Annotated in this window: 21 protein-coding genes and 5 pseudogenes; 19 read left to right on the forward strand and 7 right to left on the reverse strand. The window is 35.2% G+C overall.

Annotated elements, in window-relative coordinates; all coding sequences use genetic code 11:
- Positions 1-11 precede the first annotated feature (11 nt).
- Positions 12-1028 (forward strand): annotated as a pseudogene (locus tag E3C75_RS11655) (C69 family dipeptidase); the annotation flags it as partial.
- A gap of 53 nt (positions 1029-1081) precedes the next feature.
- On the opposite strand, the pseudogene E3C75_RS06965 reads toward E3C75_RS11655, so the two are convergent.
- The 6 genes and pseudogenes from E3C75_RS06965 to E3C75_RS06990 all read right to left on the reverse strand — a co-directional run.
- Positions 1082-1378 (reverse strand): annotated as a pseudogene (locus E3C75_RS06965) (DDE-type integrase/transposase/recombinase); the annotation flags it as partial.
- Between the two features lie 8 nt (positions 1379-1386).
- A pseudogene (locus tag E3C75_RS06970) lies at positions 1387-1754 on the reverse strand (transposase); the annotation flags it as partial.
- 285 nt (positions 1755-2039) lie between these two features.
- Positions 2040-2522, reverse strand: a complete 483-nt coding sequence (locus E3C75_RS06975; RefSeq protein ID WP_084829214.1) for a TspO/MBR family protein — start codon at positions 2520-2522, stop codon at positions 2040-2042.
- 197 nt (positions 2523-2719) lie between these two features.
- Complete coding sequence (locus E3C75_RS06980; RefSeq protein ID WP_180481963.1) at positions 2720-3091, reverse strand: lipoprotein BA_5634 family protein; 372 nt, start codon at positions 3089-3091, stop codon at positions 2720-2722.
- A gap of 49 nt (positions 3092-3140) precedes the next feature.
- Positions 3141-4316: pseudogene (locus tag E3C75_RS06985) on the reverse strand (IS256-like element IS1191 family transposase).
- A 135-nt stretch (positions 4317-4451) separates the two neighbouring features.
- Positions 4452-4652, reverse strand: a pseudogene (locus tag E3C75_RS06990) (transposase); the annotation flags it as partial.
- Positions 4653-5244: 592 nt separating this feature from the next.
- On the opposite strand from E3C75_RS06990, the gene E3C75_RS06995 reads away from it, so the two are divergent.
- The 12 genes from E3C75_RS06995 to E3C75_RS07045 all read left to right on the forward strand — a co-directional run bounded on the left by E3C75_RS06995 (position 5245) and on the right by E3C75_RS07045 (position 10831).
- A complete protein-coding gene (locus E3C75_RS06995) occupies positions 5245-5433 on the forward strand; it encodes a hypothetical protein (protein WP_017650067.1) in 189 nt (62 codons plus the stop codon).
- Positions 5434-5471: 38 nt separating this feature from the next.
- Positions 5472-5966 carry a modification methylase Sau96I gene (locus tag E3C75_RS07000; RefSeq protein WP_111679551.1) on the forward strand — a complete coding sequence of 165 codons (495 nt, stop codon included), beginning with the start codon at positions 5472-5474 and terminating at the stop codon, positions 5964-5966.
- 11 nt (positions 5967-5977) lie between these two features.
- A complete protein-coding gene (locus E3C75_RS11660; protein WP_223899618.1) occupies positions 5978-6535 on the forward strand; it encodes a hypothetical protein in 558 nt (185 codons plus the stop codon).
- Between the two features lies 1 nt (position 6536).
- Positions 6537-7217, forward strand: coding sequence for a DUF2786 domain-containing protein (locus E3C75_RS07010; protein WP_111679552.1), 681 nt, complete (start codon positions 6537-6539; stop codon positions 7215-7217).
- Positions 7201-7389: a hypothetical protein gene (locus E3C75_RS07015; RefSeq protein WP_111679553.1), complete on the forward strand. Its 189-nt coding sequence runs from the start codon at positions 7201-7203 to the stop codon at positions 7387-7389. The genes E3C75_RS07010 and E3C75_RS07015 overlap by 17 nt, the downstream gene beginning before the upstream one ends.
- Entirely contained in the window at positions 7376-8869 is a 1494-nt protein-coding gene (locus E3C75_RS07020) for a primase C-terminal domain-containing protein (protein ID WP_111679554.1), read from the forward strand. The genes E3C75_RS07015 and E3C75_RS07020 overlap by 14 nt, the downstream gene beginning before the upstream one ends.
- Positions 8870-8982: 113 nt before the next feature.
- Positions 8983-9156 carry a hypothetical protein gene (locus E3C75_RS11160; protein WP_003045891.1) on the forward strand — a complete coding sequence of 58 codons (174 nt, stop codon included), beginning with the start codon at positions 8983-8985 and terminating at the stop codon, positions 9154-9156.
- Positions 9157-9360, forward strand: a complete 204-nt coding sequence (locus E3C75_RS07025) for a hypothetical protein (protein WP_003045893.1) — start codon at positions 9157-9159, stop codon at positions 9358-9360.
- 25 nt (positions 9361-9385) lie between these two features.
- Positions 9386-9796 carry a hypothetical protein gene (locus tag E3C75_RS07030; protein WP_003045896.1) on the forward strand — a complete coding sequence of 137 codons (411 nt, stop codon included), beginning with the start codon at positions 9386-9388 and terminating at the stop codon, positions 9794-9796.
- Positions 9796-10260 (forward strand): thioredoxin, encoded by a 465-nt coding sequence (locus E3C75_RS07035; RefSeq protein ID WP_111679555.1) that lies wholly within the window; start codon positions 9796-9798, stop codon positions 10258-10260. The genes E3C75_RS07030 and E3C75_RS07035 overlap by 1 nt, the downstream gene beginning before the upstream one ends.
- Positions 10235-10465 (forward strand): hypothetical protein, encoded by a 231-nt coding sequence (locus tag E3C75_RS07040; RefSeq protein ID WP_111679556.1) that lies wholly within the window; start codon positions 10235-10237, stop codon positions 10463-10465. The genes E3C75_RS07035 and E3C75_RS07040 overlap by 26 nt, the downstream gene beginning before the upstream one ends.
- 12 nt (positions 10466-10477) lie before the next feature.
- Positions 10478-10831 (forward strand): hypothetical protein, encoded by a 354-nt coding sequence (locus E3C75_RS07045; protein WP_111679557.1) that lies wholly within the window; start codon positions 10478-10480, stop codon positions 10829-10831.
- Here E3C75_RS07045 and E3C75_RS07050 read toward each other — a convergent pair.
- On the reverse strand, positions 10807-11715 hold the full coding sequence (locus E3C75_RS07050; protein ID WP_111679558.1) for a hypothetical protein: 909 nt from the start codon (positions 11713-11715) through the stop codon (positions 10807-10809). The two genes, E3C75_RS07045 and E3C75_RS07050, sit on opposite strands and share 25 nt — an antisense overlap.
- Before the next feature lie 77 nt (positions 11716-11792).
- On the opposite strand from E3C75_RS07050, the gene E3C75_RS07055 reads away from it, so the two are divergent.
- From E3C75_RS07055 to E3C75_RS07080, 6 genes are all read left to right on the forward strand, one after another.
- Entirely contained in the window at positions 11793-12797 is a 1005-nt protein-coding gene (locus E3C75_RS07055) for a coiled-coil domain-containing protein (RefSeq protein ID WP_111679559.1), read from the forward strand.
- Positions 12798-12824: 27 nt separating this feature from the next.
- Positions 12825-13667 (forward strand): hypothetical protein, encoded by an 843-nt coding sequence (locus E3C75_RS07060; RefSeq protein WP_111679560.1) that lies wholly within the window; start codon positions 12825-12827, stop codon positions 13665-13667.
- A 121-nt stretch (positions 13668-13788) separates the two neighbouring features.
- Complete coding sequence (locus tag E3C75_RS07065; protein ID WP_050204143.1) at positions 13789-14055, forward strand: hypothetical protein; 267 nt, start codon at positions 13789-13791, stop codon at positions 14053-14055.
- A gap of 429 nt (positions 14056-14484) precedes the next feature.
- Positions 14485-14817 carry a hypothetical protein gene (locus E3C75_RS07070; protein ID WP_111679561.1) on the forward strand — a complete coding sequence of 111 codons (333 nt, stop codon included), beginning with the start codon at positions 14485-14487 and terminating at the stop codon, positions 14815-14817.
- Positions 14810-15160 carry a hypothetical protein gene (locus E3C75_RS07075; protein WP_111679562.1) on the forward strand — a complete coding sequence of 117 codons (351 nt, stop codon included), beginning with the start codon at positions 14810-14812 and terminating at the stop codon, positions 15158-15160. Before E3C75_RS07070 ends, E3C75_RS07075 begins: the two co-directional genes overlap by 8 nt.
- The gene (locus E3C75_RS07080) at positions 15157-15948 is read left to right on the forward strand and encodes a DNA/RNA non-specific endonuclease (RefSeq protein ID WP_111679563.1); all 792 of its coding nucleotides are present in this window, start codon (positions 15157-15159) and stop codon (positions 15946-15948) included. The genes E3C75_RS07075 and E3C75_RS07080 overlap by 4 nt, the downstream gene beginning before the upstream one ends.
- Positions 15949-15953: the final 5 nt, after the last annotated feature.

Below are 15953 nucleotides of genomic sequence, written 5' to 3' on the forward strand. Positions count from 1 at the left end.
ATGAAGCTTTTATGGCTTGTACAACGATTTTAGTAGGTAAGAAAGCTTCATATGATGGCTCTACCATGATGGCACGTACTGAGGATTCTCAATCTGGCATTTTTACGCCCAAAGAAGTTCTCGTCGTAATCCCTGAAGACTAACCGCGTCATTACCAGTCTGTGCTTAGCAAATTTTCAATTGATTTACCAGATAATCCTCTACGTTATACTTCTGTTCCGGATGCACTTTGTAAAAATGGTATTTGGGGTGAAGCTGGTATTAACTCAGCTAATGTTGCCATGAGTGCAACAGAAACAAACACGACCAATGCGCGTGTTCTCGGTGCGGATCCTCTTGTTACAGATGGTTTTGGAGAAGAGGATATGTTGACTTTGGTCTTGCCGTATATCGAGACGGCGCGTGAAGGTGTCCTTCGTTTGGGAGAATTCCTTGAAACTTACGGAACTTACGAGTCAAATGGTATTTCTTTTTCAGACACTGAAGAAAGTTTTTGGTTGGAAACAATTGGTGGTCACAATTGGATTGCAAGACGTGTTCCAGACAATGCCTATGTTACTATTCCAAACCAACTTGGTATCGAGCACTATGAGTTTGAAAATCCAGACGACTATCTTGCCTCACCAGACATTAGAGACTTCATTAATAAACATCACTTGGATTTGACTTATTCTAATGAACACTTTAATCCACGTTATGCTTTTGGTAGCCAACGAGATAAGGATCGTCATTATAATACACCACGTGCTCGGGCAATGTAGAAATTTTTGAACCCAGAAAAAGACTATGATCCAAAATCATTCTTTATTCCATGGTGCCAAAAACCATACCGCAAAATTACAGTTGAAGATGTTAAATACGTCTTGAGTCTTCATTACCAAGATACGCCTTATGATCCTTATGGACCTCAAGGAGATGCGGTAAGTCAACGCCAATTCCGTCCAATCGGTATTAACCGTACTAGTCAAATAGCTCTCTTGCAAATGCGTCCTAACAAATCATCAGAAACAACTGGTATTCAATGGTTGGTTCTGTTGCAAAGTTTGAAAATCAAACGCGCCCTCTCTGAACTCCTAATATCTTAGGCTGTTATCCCCATTAATACCTTGATTTCAGTAGACACAAAAAAGCCGAAGAGCGTTCCATTTCTTCGGTTCTTTTTATATATTCCTCGAAGGGTCTTCCTGCCCTTAATCGTGGAAGAGGCTGTACGGAGACTTTGATAAAATTTATTTCGTCGTTTAATAGGTCGATGGTCTTGTTCTATTAAATTGTTAAGATACTTCACAGTTCGGTGCTCTGTCTTAGTATATAAACCCACACTCTGTAACTTTCTAAAGGCGAAGCCAAGAGAAAGTGCTTTATCGGTCACAATTACGCAGGACCGCTTAAATCCAGATCAATCAAACCAGCGTAGAGCCAGTTATAGATGGTTTTAAAAGCTACCATTGGCTTTTGTTCAAGCTGATAGCGGCTACAAATCTGTTCAGGTGACCAGGAGGATTTTAAACCGTCCTCAATTTCCTTTTGAGACTCTGGTGTCAAACAAGGCTTCCGACGTTTTTGTTTAGACCTGTGGTCGTACTGTTCCAGTGCTAAGGCTTCGGAATAACCATTTTGGCATCGTCTTAATTCTCTTGAAATGGTAGACTTATGGACGCCAAGTTTACTTGTAATTTGGCAAGGTTTCAAACCTAATCTAAGTATGTTTCTATCTTTATTCGGTCGGTTATGGTAAGATGGGAGTAGCTCATAGTTTTTCCTCGGGTTCTGTTTGTGTGGTTACTTACAGTTTACACCAATGAAAGGCTATGAGTTTTTTGTTGCACTATATTTTACAATTTATCATCTGCAAAAAACCAGTAAATATCTAATATTAAAAAATCACTCCAATTATAATAAAGGGTTTAATAAAATTCATTATTTTTCTCCAATCTTTAGCTTTCTGTTTTACAGATGTGCATACTCATAAATATCAATCTTTTTCTATTATATAATCACTATTTACTGCCCAAACCATCAGATTCTCCTCAAATTATTTAGTTCAAGATAGCAACTGATACACTCAAATATGTTGCGAAAATAATCCAAATGAAATAAGGAATTAGAAGGAATGAAGACCACTTATTAATTTTTGAAAATTTAATGATGCAGAGATAAACAATAAAATCTAGTAAGAGAATAATTATAACTCCTAACCAAAAATAGCCTTTGAAAAAAATAATACTCCAAATAAAGTTTAAGATAAGTTGTATTCCAAAATAGAATAAAGCATTTTGGCCCTCACTCCTTCGAGTTTTCAGCTTATAAAAAATCAAATAGGCGGAAATGGCGATAAAAGCATATAATACAGGCCAAACAATTCCAAAAAGATAGTCTGGTGGTGCTAGGAGTGGGAGTTTAAGATTATTATAAATTCTCTTAATATCACCCGCCAAGAGGCCAGATAGGCCACCAATTAGCTCAATTCCTATAATAAATAATATTAATTGTCCCAATGATTTTAGTTTATTACTAGTCATAATTTCTCTCCCTTTCATAATGAATGCATTCTTTTGATTACCATACTTATATTATAACATAAATAGTTAGTCAAGCTGGCTTATTCGCTTGACTAACTTTATAACTTATATAATCATCTTTAATTTATTAAAAAATAAAAATGTCACTAGAAAAATTTCCAGTAACATTTTATAAGAGTTATTTTTAGTCGTTTTTATTATTTGTAAGGGAAAATCTGTGAGGGAATTGAACCACTCGTAGTGTATCTTTTAAGCACTTTATCAGCATCTCGTTTTTCTTTTATTACACTTACAAATTTAGCTTTTGCATCAAATTTTTGATAATCTTCATCATTAAGAATCAATATCTTAGAAGTGGCACTGTATTCTCCTAGAACAATATATTTTGTACTTTTAGGTTTCACTGACTGTCCTTTATCATCAGTTATTGTTTTATCTTCCTTTCCTGTCCACAAAGCTGGCTCGGATGATAAGTTTTCTACTGTCTTAAATTTAAACTTATCTCCTTTTTTGGTTACGTTATTAAAAACTTTTTCATTTATTAATTTATTAGCAGCTTGAGTATTCAAGGATACTGTCAATAATTATGTGTAAACACTCAAGTAGAGTTGAAGAATGTTAATCAAATAAGCTTTCAAGTGTGTCAGCACACTGGCCAAACCCTTTATGGATGCGTTGATTTTGCTTGAAATTATAATCTTCAAACAGGGTAACTAAATAACGTTCCAGAGCCTCCTCGTTAGGAAAAAGGACCTTCTTTTTCGTTTGACGTTTGATTTCTTTGTTAAGAGACTCAATGAGGTTTGTCGAATAAATGCTATGCTAAATCTGGTAGGGAAACTGATAAAAAGTTAAAAGATTATCCGTATTCTCCAGACTTTCCATGACTTTCCTATACTTTGGTTTCCATTCGGCGATAAAGTTCTCTAAAGCTTGCACTGCCATTTCTAAATTTTCAGCACGATAAATCGTTTTAAATTGCTCCAGAATAACCGCTCTATCTGCTCGTTTCACTTTACTAGCTAGATTTCGACTAATATGAATTAAGCAACGTTGTTGTTTAGCTAATGGGTAAGCCTGATTGATAATCTGTTCAAGCCCCTTGAAGCCATCGGTCACTACAAGAGAAACCTGTTGGATTCCTTGGTTTTGAAGCTTGTCTAACAGGGTGGACCAAGAAGCATTGTTTTCATTTGGGGCGATTTCATATCCAAGAACAGCCTTCTGTCCTTCTGGTGTAATGCCAAGTGCGATATGAATACATTCTTTACTAACGGTTCCACGTCTTAAGGGAAGATAGGTTCCGTCAAGAAATAAAACAGAGTAATTGGCTTCTAAGCTTCGCTCATGAAAAGTAGCGACATTCTCCTGAGTTGCTTTTGAGATATTAGAAATTGTGGCAGGACTATAGTGATGACCATACATTCGCTCGATGATATCACTAATTTCTCGAGTCGTTACACCGGTTTGATAGAGTTTGATAACCATCTCTTCCAAGTGGTCATCTCGACGTCCATAAGCGGGAAGCAAAGCTGGACTAAAGTTCCCATTACGATCTCTAGGAATACTCAACTGAACAGTCCCATATTTGGTTTCGAATTTCCGTGCATAGCTTCCGTTACGACTATTCCCAGAATTATAGCCTAATTTATCGTAAGGTTCATCCCCTAAAAAGGCTGATAACTCTGCTTGAAGCAGATCATTCATAGCTGTTTCAAGAGAAGTACGGAAAAATTCATCAATATCTTGCTTTTGGGCTAGGAAGTTAAGTAGTTCTGTGGTAAACTGAGTCATAGGAATAAATCTCTTTCTAGTAATGTTTTGCAACTCTACTATAACGGATTTATTCCTTTTTGTGTTTACACAACTTATTTTACACTACCGTCTTTTTTCTCAATTTTACACTAATGGAAAACTTTGCAACAGAACCACTTTAGCCAGTTGTCTTTTTAATTCTAGAAAATCAGCTTTAGAGACGGAGCTTTCATTAGATTTAGAGTAGAGGTCTATCCATTTATAAATTGTTGCAGGGGCCACGTCGTATTCTTTAGACAGCTGGGTGACGGATTGACCAGAATGATAGAAGGTGATAAGTGTTTCTTTAAATTTTTTTGAGTAGCGTTTTTTCATGTTTTTGTCCTTTGTCTAAATTATACAATAGTGACTCTAAGATTTAAGGATAACATCACTAATAATCAGTATTGAGCTTAACAAGGTGCTATACTTAATTTTATGAGATTACAGTATCTGTTGTGGAATAGAAGCCAAAATTGGTTTCTATTTTTTTGGTTGATATTGTAATTTCGAATTAAAGTGATATACTTAGCTCATGGGTGGTTTAGCGAAAGCACCACACCTTCATCATTAGCTACTTAAATTGGGGTAGCTTTTTTAAATAATGTGTAACTATAAACAAAAATCAGTTTGATAATAAGAGTAAGGAGCATCTAACGAATAAAAATAAAGAAAAAAGGCGATCATAGGCCTACTGTTTTTTGGGTTTGTAGTAAGTATTTTAGTGATATATCTAGTGATAGTTTTACTAATGTAAGAAATAACTTAATGTTCGGATAAGGTAACACATTTTTTAAATAATTTATGAATCCTAAGTAAGTGGTAAGAGTTTTTAGAAATAGAAAATAATCCTGTATTTATGAGGAGAACGGAGAAATCTGTTCTCCTTTTTGTTCGCTTAAAATTTCATAAAGAAGGGAGTCTTACCATGAAGGGATTGGAAATAGTGATGGATATTGAGACTTTAGAAGTCTATGAAGTCATTGATCACGATCAAGAAGTGAGTTCAGAATCAACTGAGGAAGAAAAAGAATTAGTCTTTGATAGTCGTAGTGATATTGTTAAAGTTTATCAGTTGGATCTTTTTGAAGAAATGAACTTACTTAATACATCTTGAATAGTTTAGTTAATGGATAACATAGCTAGGAGGACATAATGGTTAGGAATGAGTTTTATGATCAATTAATCAATAGTGAACCATTAGGTTTTATTGATCCTCTGAGTGATCTAGGAGAGTTCGATTCTATTCAGATGAAGTTCTGTGAACCTGTTAGGAATTTGAAAAACAAATATTCAGGTAAACCTTACAATCTAAACTGGCAGAACAAAATCGAACAGATGAGAGCGCTGTATATTCAGTATCAGAAAAGCTTGATATTGGAAGATCAGGAACAAGGTGTTCACAACAGAGTTAGGAATAAAGAATCTAAAGAGCATGTTAATGAGATTGTTACAACTTATCTAAAGCTTGGATTCAGGTTCAAAGAGATTGAAGCTAGGATTTCACTATTTAATACACGCTTACGAAGTAATTGGAAAAGAAGTGACTATGTTACAACAATAAGCCCTGAATTTTATTTGAAGAGAGACTTACAGGATGGTTACAGCATGCCGAATACGACTCTTCCCAGAAGTATGAAAATTAACTAAAGGAGAAGTTAATGATATCACAAGAAGACATTGATCAACTGGTTGAAGACTGGGTAGAAACTGGTTTTCCGATTGAACTAAAGCAGTTGATACCTGATGATGAGGAACTGGAAACAGGGATTTGCAGACGTTGTGCTTGTAATTGGGTTACGCCTTGTATTGATGAAGAACACGGTGCTTGCTGGTGGATTGATAAGAATAGAACACTATGTAGCCACTGTTTCCATGGATGGAACGATGAACCTTATCAGATGAAAGTTTACTATCGACCAGGGCATGACTGGCTAGAAAGAGATAGAGAATTTGCTGAGGAAACACTGAGTGATCCCAGAGAACATTGGGTGTATGACATGGAACATGATGTTTTGTGTGTTGTTAACTTAGGAGATCATATCGGAGCTGTTCGTTTTATTGCAAAAAAATTTTACGGTCTAGATCGTATCTACCATGAAGAGATTCCAAAATGGCAAGAAATCATTGCCAATAATATGATTTTTCATAATGCAGCGGTGAATGATTCTGATCACTATGCTAGACATTTGCCACGAAAATATCGTGAAGAGGATTGATATGGAAAATAAAATTGTTCAAAAGATCCAAAATCTTTTGGAATTGGCCTACGATGCACCTAATGATGAAGAAGGACAGACAGCCCTTCTAATGGCTCAGAAGCTCATGTTTAAACATAAGTTGTCGATGAGTGATGTAACGGCTACTAAAACCAATAATAATATAGGTGAGGCAGTAGGGACATGGGAATATAGATTGCCCTGGTGGCAGGAGGAATTAGCTGCAATTCTAGGAAAAAATTTCCGATGCCAAACAATCAGAAGACGGAAGATGGATGAAGGCATTACTGAGGTGATTTTCTTTGGCTATCAGTCTGATACTGAACTTTGCACTAGAGTATATGAAGGAGCGATTTTATATCTTAAATATCGATTAAAACGGCTCTTGCCTACTGTTACAAAGTCAAGGTGGAAAGACTATAAGAAATCTTATCTATTAGGTTTCTTAGAAGGTCTTGATCATCGCTTCAGGGATCAGGTTCAGTCGTCAGAAGAGTATGCTCTAATGGTACAGGTTCCTGAAGAGGTTTTAGAAGAACAGCAACAGCGTATGGGAGACCTAAAAAGTAGAAGCCTTAAAATGGCATTTGACGTTGATTATGAGGCGTATCTTTCTGGTCTTGAACAGTCAAAGGAAACAAAGTTGCTGTCAGAGGAATTATTAAATGGACACCAAATCTAAACAGATGAGAGAGCTTCATAGAAGGCTTCCAATTACCGATGGAGGGATTCTCGTAGATGAATTTGGTCAATATAAAGACAGGGCTGTAATGCTAGGTCTAGAACTAACTGAATTCAAGGGAAAATTAGCTTATAAAATCGTTAATAGTAAGGAAACAGATGAACTTAACTAACATTTACAGCTTGATTCTCAAAGATGGTCTAAGAAACTATAAATTTAAGAATAGTCACTTAAAACCAGTTTCTTCAGTTGAAGAAGGAAATCGAGGAGCAATCTTTGGATATCGTACAAAAGAAAAAATGATAAAAGCACGCGGTGTTGTTTTGACATCGATGGAATCTATTTTTGAGAATGAGGATAGATTCACTCACTGGACACCAAATGTTTACCGTTTTGGTAGTTACAGCGATTCCAAACGTCAAATTACACGTGGACACTCTGAAGATAATTTGAGACAAATTAATACATTCTATATTGATTTTGACATCACATCTTCAGCTGAAAAGATGACTTCTGGAGATATTTTAACAGCTGCCATTGATTTAGGCTTCATGCCTACGTTGATTTTAAAATCTGACAAGGGTTATCAAGCTTATTTTGTACTGGATAAAGCAGCATATGTGACAACTCATTCACAGTTCAAAGTAGTAAAAGTGGCCAAGGCAATCTCTCAAAATTTACGTAACTATTTTGGTCAAACATTGCCAGTTGATATGACGTGTAACCACTTTGGTATTGCACGTATGCCACGAACGAACAATGTAGAGTTCTTTCATGCTGACTATACTTATTCATTCCAGGAATGGCTAGATTGGTCTATGAAACAGTCTAATCTACCGTTTCCAAGTAAGAAACCTAATTTAACGGTTATTTCAGGTTCTGAAGGCGTTAAACAGGTAGATGAACCCTGGTATGGTTTGCTACTGAGAGAAGCTAATATTAGAGGTGCTAAAGCATTGATGGGAAGAAACAACGTACTCTTTACTTTGGCGTTGGCAAACTTCTCTTCAGGTGTCTCTCAGAGCGATTGTGAGGCTGTTTTAGCTGATTTCAATGAACACTTAGCCGAACCGCTCTCTGAAGCCGAGTTCCTGAAAGTTATCGGTTCAGCTTACTCAGGTAAATATGAAGCTGCTAGTCGAGATTACATCAAATTATTATGTAAAGCGTGGGTTAATGATAATCTGAAAGCTTCGGATTTGTTTATCAAGCAACGCTGGTATAAATTCAAAAAGAAACGTGCAGATCGTAAGCATAGCCACCTACATGAGTGGAAAGCTGATATTATGGCTTATTTAGAAGGTTTTTATCAGTCTGAGGATCCTTTTGTTCAGACGACTAAAAAAGCTATTAGGGAAGAGTTAAATATCCCTGAACGTTCATTAGATAAAGTTCTGAAGGCTCTTAAAACTGATCGTAAGATTTTCTTTGCGGTTAAAGCTGGCCGTGGTGGTGGGATTAGATTAGCTTCTGTTAAAGCTATTGTTCTTTCCCTTATTCAGGTGAAAAAAGAGCGTCAGGAGGCTTATTTTGCAAACATTGCTACTTTCTTTGAAGAGAGTATAGGACTCACCAAAAGGGTGATAGAAGGGGTTAAAAATGGGCTTAAACAAGCAAGACAACTATCTCTATTTGAGGCTGACATTGGATAATTGATAAAACCCGCAAACTGCCATTACATTTATATCTATGATAATGAGAGCAGGTTTGAGAAGGGGTAAAAACTAATATGAAACTGTAGTTAAATAATTGATAGGAGAATTTTATGTGGACGTGGATTATTGTAGTTAGTTTAGTTATATCTATATTCTGTTTGGCATTATTTCTGTTAGGATGGCTTATCAGTAGTCATCAGATTAGATATGCAGAAGGTTATGATATGGAATTTGAAAATGATTATAGGGCAATTGTAGATCAAACTAGAAAGGGAGAAGAATAGATGGGATACGTTATTTTTAGTTTTGAAGATGGAGATTATCTCTATGACAACAAGGGAAATTTATTAGTCTTTGAGAGTAGAGGATTAGCTTGTCAGTACATGCAGGTGCATTATCATATTCCTTTACCAGTTCAGAAGACTAAGAAAGTTATTCACTATCCCAATTATTACCAGGCACCGTTTAAAGTTCATAGAGTTTGTTAAGAAATGGATAACGAGGAGGAAGAAAATGGATAATATCAAGGTGTTACGTGGCTATTATCTTACTGGTTTAGGTCAGGAACCATTAGCTTATTATTTTAAGATTACAGATGATTTTCCTGAGTTTGAGGTAGTGAAAGCTGGAGACATTGCTTTGACCTTTTATCAAAATGGAGATGCTATTACAAGCATACCTGCGTTGATTAGAGTAGATGCTGTTATTGAGGGAGAAAAACAGGTTTTAGAATTTCTTAAAAGTGAAAAGAAAGACCATTTTCCTATGCTGCCACTTGTTTCTCTGTATGAACAGTTCGATCCGTTACAATTTAGTACAATGATGACTGTTTTTGATAACTTAAAATCAGAGATCAAGCGCTTGGCCAAAGTGAACTATGTTCAAGGAGACTTATTCGATTTTATGCAAGGAGGTGAAGGATAGTGGCTAATAGATTTGAATGGGCTAAAATGATTTTTGGAACAATAGCAGCAGTCAGTTTGCTATTTTGCACAGTTATTGGTGTACAGACAGTTTGGACTAGGTACGTTGTCAAAGACTATGATAGACACCTTACGGAACAAGTTTATGTGGATGCTGTGATCAATCAGAATGCTAACTTAGTCTTTTATAGACATGGCTGCCCTTATTGTGAAAAGGGGAAAAGGGCTGTCATTGAAGCGGTTGAGAAGAGTGACTATCCAACGTTTTATATCGATGTGGAATCAGCAGATGGTCAAGTTTTGGTGAAGAAATATCAGGTAGAAAAAGCAGCGACTTTAATCACTTTGAGAGAGGGTAAATCTCAACTCTATCACTATGCTGCTAAGGATAAGCAGGGGAAGATTACAGCTGACGAGAAGACCATTGAGGAGGCACTAGATGACTCAAAAAATGAAGCTCAGTAAGTGGGCAGAAACGGCTTTTCAATTTGATAATGAATTGTGGCGTGCGAAAACAACTGAAGGAATGGTTGTCTTAGGCAAACTTCCTGATGGTATTTTTACCTTGCTGCGTTTCAATGATGAAGGTGGAAAGCTAACTCATATTTCAGAGAGTGAAGCCTTATGGCTAACGCTGGAGCTCGCTCCAGAAAAGATGAATTGTATTTAGGAGGATTGAAAGATGGAACTCTATGAATTAGACTCTAAGATTTTTGTAAATTTAGGAGAAACGTCACCTTATAAAGTGACAGAAATTATCGGGAAAGACTATCCAGATGATTTTTTGACACCTGGTGAGGAGAAAAGTTTCCTCGTTTTGAATAAGGAGAAAGCATGGATTGTCCATGCAGATTCATTAGTATCAGTAGCTGAGGAGCTAGAAGGTTATTTAGGTATGTCAGTAGATGACTTTATCATGATTTCATTAGGAACAAAATACCATAAGCGGTTTTGTTTTAATGATGACTATGAGATTTGGGAAAAGTATTTTTCGAAACTAAGAGATGCTTATTATTCGGACCAGTCCTCGAAGTAAAGGCTATTTAATAAGGTGAAATCAGACTTATCTATTTTGTTCATTCGTATTTTTGAATGTGAAGTTACAAAAAAACTTCCCCAAAAATAAAGATGAAATGCTTCACCAGATTGACAATATCTCAGTAGTTTTCGATGTTGTTGAGAAGTATTGTTCAGAGTACTTATATCAATAAAAACAGCTGGTTTTTCAAAATAAGCATTCTCAAGTTGACATTTTTGATCAAACTCTAACAATAACAACTCTTTTCCATTTTTGCTAATTTTTTTAGCGAAGGCTTTACCGTGATAAATTTTCGGATCTAACGATAATTTATAGTGTCCATATCGCAGTTCTTGAAAAAAGGTATTTAATGGTGCCACTGTACCATTAAAATTGACATCATCATCTGGGTGAGAGTGGAACCGATTAACAGTTGATGATAGTTTTGAAAGATGTGTACGGCGCTGCTTAACTGTTGGAAAATCAGAATTAGCTTGATATGACTTTCTGTTTTTTCCAGATGAAGAGTTCAATTGAAGAGTCCCAACCTCTTCATAAGATGTGGGGTTACTCATGGATAATTCAATGATGATTTCTTCCGTTGGTTGGTAAGTTTGTATCGCACGGTGTTTGGAAAGTTGTTTTGAGACTTTAGTTATCTTAGAAACATTTGGACATAAGTTGGAATGTTTATCGTCAAATCCACTACGATATTTAAAGTAAGGAGGAACTTTCCATTTATCAGGAGTGTTTCTCACATTGACTAATGTTACAGGAACTGAACATTCTTTAGCGCATCTAAATTCGTCTGTATCAAGTGGATGATTGTGGAAATAATCATATGCTTTTTCAGGTGAAATATCATCTCTAAAATGTTTAGAATAAGCGTGATCATGTTTCATACTAATCGCCTCCAGAATTGCTTTTATTACCTATATTTTAACATTTATTAACTCAAATCAGAAAGGACATATCACATATGATAGATATGATTAAGTACTGGATTGAAAAAATAAAATCTAGTGCAATTGTTAAACCACTTGTTGTTACTAAAAAATGGTTTCAAGACAATGTGATTAAACGAAAATTAGTTGTTTTCTCAGTATTATTTACAGCTTGGATAAGTTTATTGCTGGGGGCAATTTACTCCCCACAAAGACAGACTTACACTGATGAACAGCTCAAAACAAAGAGGACATTTGAGAATGGCACAGGAGAAATTAGACTATCTAGTCAAAGTTATTCTCCTGAAACAGGCATTATTGTTCTTCAATTTGAAACTAAAGATTCTACCTCTCCAGTTGATCGAGGTATTGATACTAAACGTCTTAAATGGAATCTATACGCACAGAATAAGACAGCTGATACTATTATGGAAATCGTACCAATTGTAGATAATAAAATCTCTGTTATTATCCGAAATGTTCCAGAAAATTTTGGTGCTTATGCGATTGAGATTACTAATAAGACAGTTGCTACAAGCGATATTGATATTGATGTTTCTACTCCTTCAGATGAGCAGGAAAAAACTGTTAAGCAAGAAGATGATGACGATGATAATGTTGTTCAATTTTATGTGACAACTCAAAATAGTAAATTGAAAAAAGAGATAATTAAAAGTGTTTCTCGTGAAGAATTTGCTTTATCAGAAATCATAGAAGAAAAGGATTTTCAGGAAGGACAGATTGAGAAATTAAATAACTCAATAGAGCAATTGAAAACCTCTATTGAGGATGATGAGTCTCGGAAAAATGGTTTACTCAAAGAGGCAGAATATCTCTCTGGTGATGACTTAGAATCTAATCAAAAAGATGTTGCAACTATTGAAAGTAACATCGAAACTAAGAATAGATCTATTGAGACCGCCACCCAAAATATTGAAAAAGTTCAAGTCAAAATCATTAGCTTGGAGAAAAAAGAATCGGCTATTAAAGATGGAACTTTTGAGTTTTCAAACCCAATTGAAACTGTCGAAATGAAATAATAAAAAAAAGAAAAGAGGAAAAATCTTATGAAAAACTTCGTTCAAAAATGGAAATCATTAAACAAAATTGGTCTTAAATTATCTCTTATTTGTGGCTTAAATTGGCTCGTTGGTTTTATCTCTAAAAGCCAGTTTTATCTATTCTCAGCTGCTTTTGCAGGTGTGTTGACTTACTACATACCTCAGGAAGTACGAAAAATTACATTGGATATTTTAGTGCTTTTTTTCTTAGCAAGTGGTGTGGGAAGTTTATTTTATTCCTTTCTTTTACAAGCGTTTAGAAGAATGAAGTCTGCATTTTATTCTTTAGTATTATTGCTATTTTTTGAGTTAGGAATACAGTATGTTAGTCAGCATACGTTATCAGAATCTATGGTCGATCGCTTGCTTACTTTTTGGTCAATCAGTCTTGTTATTATGCTTCTTGCTAAGTTTATTATACCAATATTGTTTAATCACTATCTCTTCCAAAATGTTATTAACAAAGAGTATCTAGGAATCCGAAAAACAACAGATGAGTTGCCACCACAATCAAACATTTATGTTGATGCAGATGAAAAAGATGCTAATAAACGGATGAAAAGAATTAACAAAAATGCTATTAAACCAGCTTATCAAGAAGTAGTAGAATTGAGCTTTTTGAATAGAGAAGTGTTAACAGGTATTGGCTATAAAGCAGTTCCATTTGAAAAAGAAACTGAACGTACTTTTATAGATGATGATACCATCTATTATCCAATTTTTACAGTTCATCCTTTTGGAAGTTTGGAAGGAAAATCAGACTTTTATCATAAGCTTATTAAACTCAAACTCAGCCGAAAAGCAGCTTTTACTGTAACAGGTGAATTAAGCGTACCGAAGAAAGTTTAACATATGTAGCTCCCTAATTTTGAAATTAGGGAGTTTTTGTATTTCCTGTGATTTGTCCGCTTAACGCAAGAAATTTTGTTATCCCTTATACTAAAATTATCAAAATGAAGGAGGCTATTAAATGGCAAAAAAAGATCTTACTAAAATTGATTTGGAACTAGAGGAAGCAAAGAAAAAAGTTGCTTCTTTAGAAAATGAACGGAAGCTTTTGGAAGAAAATTTTCAAAAACAAATTGGTAAAATTTACGTTCAGATTCAATTGAAAAAGGACAAGAATCAGTCCTATGAATCAATTCTTGATGATTTAAAAACAGAGCTTGCAATTATTAAAGAAGATGAAAAAGCAAGACGTGAGGCTGCTAAAAAAGAGCGAGAAGAAGGAGAATAAAATAGTTTAACTTACTACCTTTCCAGCTGAATAGTCACCACATTTTGACAGTTGAATACTGTGTGTGTTTGTGGCTGTTACGGTGTGTCTAGGTGTGTATATTGGAAGATACAGTGTGTTTAGGTGTGTAACCTATGTGTGTGTAAGTAGGCGTAGCCGAGAAAATTGGGGACACAGGAAACGTTGATACTATCAACATATCACGGCACGTGATATCAGTTTCCCTTATGCTCTTTTCTAACACAACACACCCTAGAAGGCATTAGCCGCAGTAGTGTGCGTTTGTGTGTGGAAAAACCGCAAAAGTAGAACCAGTTTGGTTCGTGACGTTGCGAGGTCGAGGTTTTCTTTTTTGCTTCTTTTAGCTTTTGCCTCGTCAAAAGAAAAAAGAAGGGCGCTTTATTTTTGAAAGGAGAGTAGCATAACTGTATGGTATCGAAAAAAACAGAATTAAAAATTCGAGGGCTATCTATTCAAGAGATAGATTACTTAAAAGCTCTTGCAAGAGAAACTAAAGCAAAATCATTTAATGAATTTTTACTAGCCATGTGTCGTGAAAAAATTGAAAAAGGTCAATTCAATTTAGTTGAATCGAACTATCTTGCGTATTTAGAAAATATGAAATTGACATCAGATCATGTTTTAGTATTGACTCAAAAACAGACAAATCTATTATCTGACTTTGAAACGAAAATGGCACGCTATGCAGATCATATTTCGAGATGGCTTGAGTATGAAGGAGAGGTAGAAAGTAGTGACTAAAAATTTTATTATCCGTAACGTTCCTGAAAAAGTATTTACGCAGTTACATATGATTTCGGAAGAATATGAGTATCCGTCTTTTAATGAATTCATGCTTGCTCAACTGCAACGGATTGTCGAAAATAGAGGACTGGATTTATATGATAATAAGTTTGCGGAAACTCTGGCAGATATTAAAAAACAACAGTCACAGATATTGGAACTGTTACTAAAAAATGAAATCAAGTTATTAGCTTACAGTGCCAAGCAAGAAATTGTTGAAGAGTTGACAACAGACTGGTTGCGATTTATGGATGATGTTGATGCGCTTGCTGCTGAAAGAGAGGCAGGAAGGCGCTCATGAAAAAGAACAAATTTTTATTAGTCAGTATTTTATTTATTGTCATATTGTTAGTGCAGCCACAAAATTTTCAATCTCTAAAAAGTGCATTTACTCAAAATGATCTGGCTAGTCAGTTGAATATTTCGGATTCACCTGAAGAAAAAAATGGTGATTTAGGCAATGCTCACCAGACACAAAATGAAGAATTGAAAGGTAAGGTGTTTGATGGGAAACATCAGGTTATTGTGGTGAGTGATAAAGCACAATTTACTGATGAAGAGTTGAGTCTAGAAAATGGTTCATGGGAAAAATACAGTAACCTAGATTTCTTGAATCGTGTTGGGGTTGCTGAAGCAATGTTGGGCCAAGAGTTGATGCCAACAAATGAACGTGAAGATATTTCATCCGTAAAACCGACTGGATGGAAGAATAAAAAAATCCTGTTTAATGGAAAACAAGATTATTTGTATAATCGGTCACACTTGATTGGATTTCAACTAAGTGGTGAGAATGCTAATGTAAAAAATCTATTTACAGGAACACGTGCCCTTAATGCAAACTTTGATGATGAAAAATCGTCAATGGTTTACTATGAAAATTTAGTCGCAAATTATATAAGAGAGACAGACCATCACGTTCGTTATCGAGTAACGCCTATTTTTAAAAATGTAGAATTAGTTGCTCGTGGTATTCGTATGGAAGCACAGAGTGTAGAAGATGAAACAGTGTCGTTTGATGTTTATATCTTTAATGTTCAATCAGGATATGACATTAACTATCTGACAGGAACTACAAAAAAATCAGGGTAAGGAGA

This window comes from Streptococcus thermophilus, from assembly GCF_010120595.1.
In the GTDB taxonomy this organism is placed as follows: domain Bacteria; phylum Bacillota; class Bacilli; order Lactobacillales; family Streptococcaceae; genus Streptococcus; species Streptococcus thermophilus.

Coding starts and splice junctions, on each gene's coding strand:
- E3C75_RS06975 (WP_084829214.1), bottom strand. CDS start 2,522: ATGACTAGTAATAAACTAAAATCATTGGGACAATTAATATTATTTATT.
- E3C75_RS06995 (WP_017650067.1), top strand. CDS start 5,245: ATGAAGGGATTGGAAATAGTGATGGATATTGAGACTTTAGAAGTCTAT.
- E3C75_RS07000 (WP_111679551.1), top strand. CDS start 5,472: ATGGTTAGGAATGAGTTTTATGATCAATTAATCAATAGTGAACCATTA.
- E3C75_RS11660 (WP_223899618.1), top strand. CDS start 5,978: ATGATATCACAAGAAGACATTGATCAACTGGTTGAAGACTGGGTAGAA.
- E3C75_RS07010 (WP_111679552.1), top strand. CDS start 6,537: ATGGAAAATAAAATTGTTCAAAAGATCCAAAATCTTTTGGAATTGGCC.
- E3C75_RS07015 (WP_111679553.1), top strand. CDS start 7,201: ATGGACACCAAATCTAAACAGATGAGAGAGCTTCATAGAAGGCTTCCA.
- E3C75_RS07020 (WP_111679554.1), top strand. CDS start 7,376: ATGAACTTAACTAACATTTACAGCTTGATTCTCAAAGATGGTCTAAGA.
- E3C75_RS11160 (WP_003045891.1), top strand. CDS start 8,983: ATGTGGACGTGGATTATTGTAGTTAGTTTAGTTATATCTATATTCTGT.
- E3C75_RS07025 (WP_003045893.1), top strand. CDS start 9,157: ATGGGATACGTTATTTTTAGTTTTGAAGATGGAGATTATCTCTATGAC.
- E3C75_RS07030 (WP_003045896.1), top strand. CDS start 9,386: ATGGATAATATCAAGGTGTTACGTGGCTATTATCTTACTGGTTTAGGT.
- E3C75_RS07040 (WP_111679556.1), top strand. CDS start 10,235: ATGACTCAAAAAATGAAGCTCAGTAAGTGGGCAGAAACGGCTTTTCAA.
- E3C75_RS07045 (WP_111679557.1), top strand. CDS start 10,478: ATGGAACTCTATGAATTAGACTCTAAGATTTTTGTAAATTTAGGAGAA.
- E3C75_RS07050 (WP_111679558.1), bottom strand. CDS start 11,715: ATGAAACATGATCACGCTTATTCTAAACATTTTAGAGATGATATTTCA.
- E3C75_RS07055 (WP_111679559.1), top strand. CDS start 11,793: ATGATAGATATGATTAAGTACTGGATTGAAAAAATAAAATCTAGTGCA.
- E3C75_RS07060 (WP_111679560.1), top strand. CDS start 12,825: ATGAAAAACTTCGTTCAAAAATGGAAATCATTAAACAAAATTGGTCTT.
- E3C75_RS07065 (WP_050204143.1), top strand. CDS start 13,789: ATGGCAAAAAAAGATCTTACTAAAATTGATTTGGAACTAGAGGAAGCA.
- E3C75_RS07070 (WP_111679561.1), top strand. CDS start 14,485: ATGGTATCGAAAAAAACAGAATTAAAAATTCGAGGGCTATCTATTCAA.
- E3C75_RS07080 (WP_111679563.1), top strand. CDS start 15,157: ATGAAAAAGAACAAATTTTTATTAGTCAGTATTTTATTTATTGTCATA.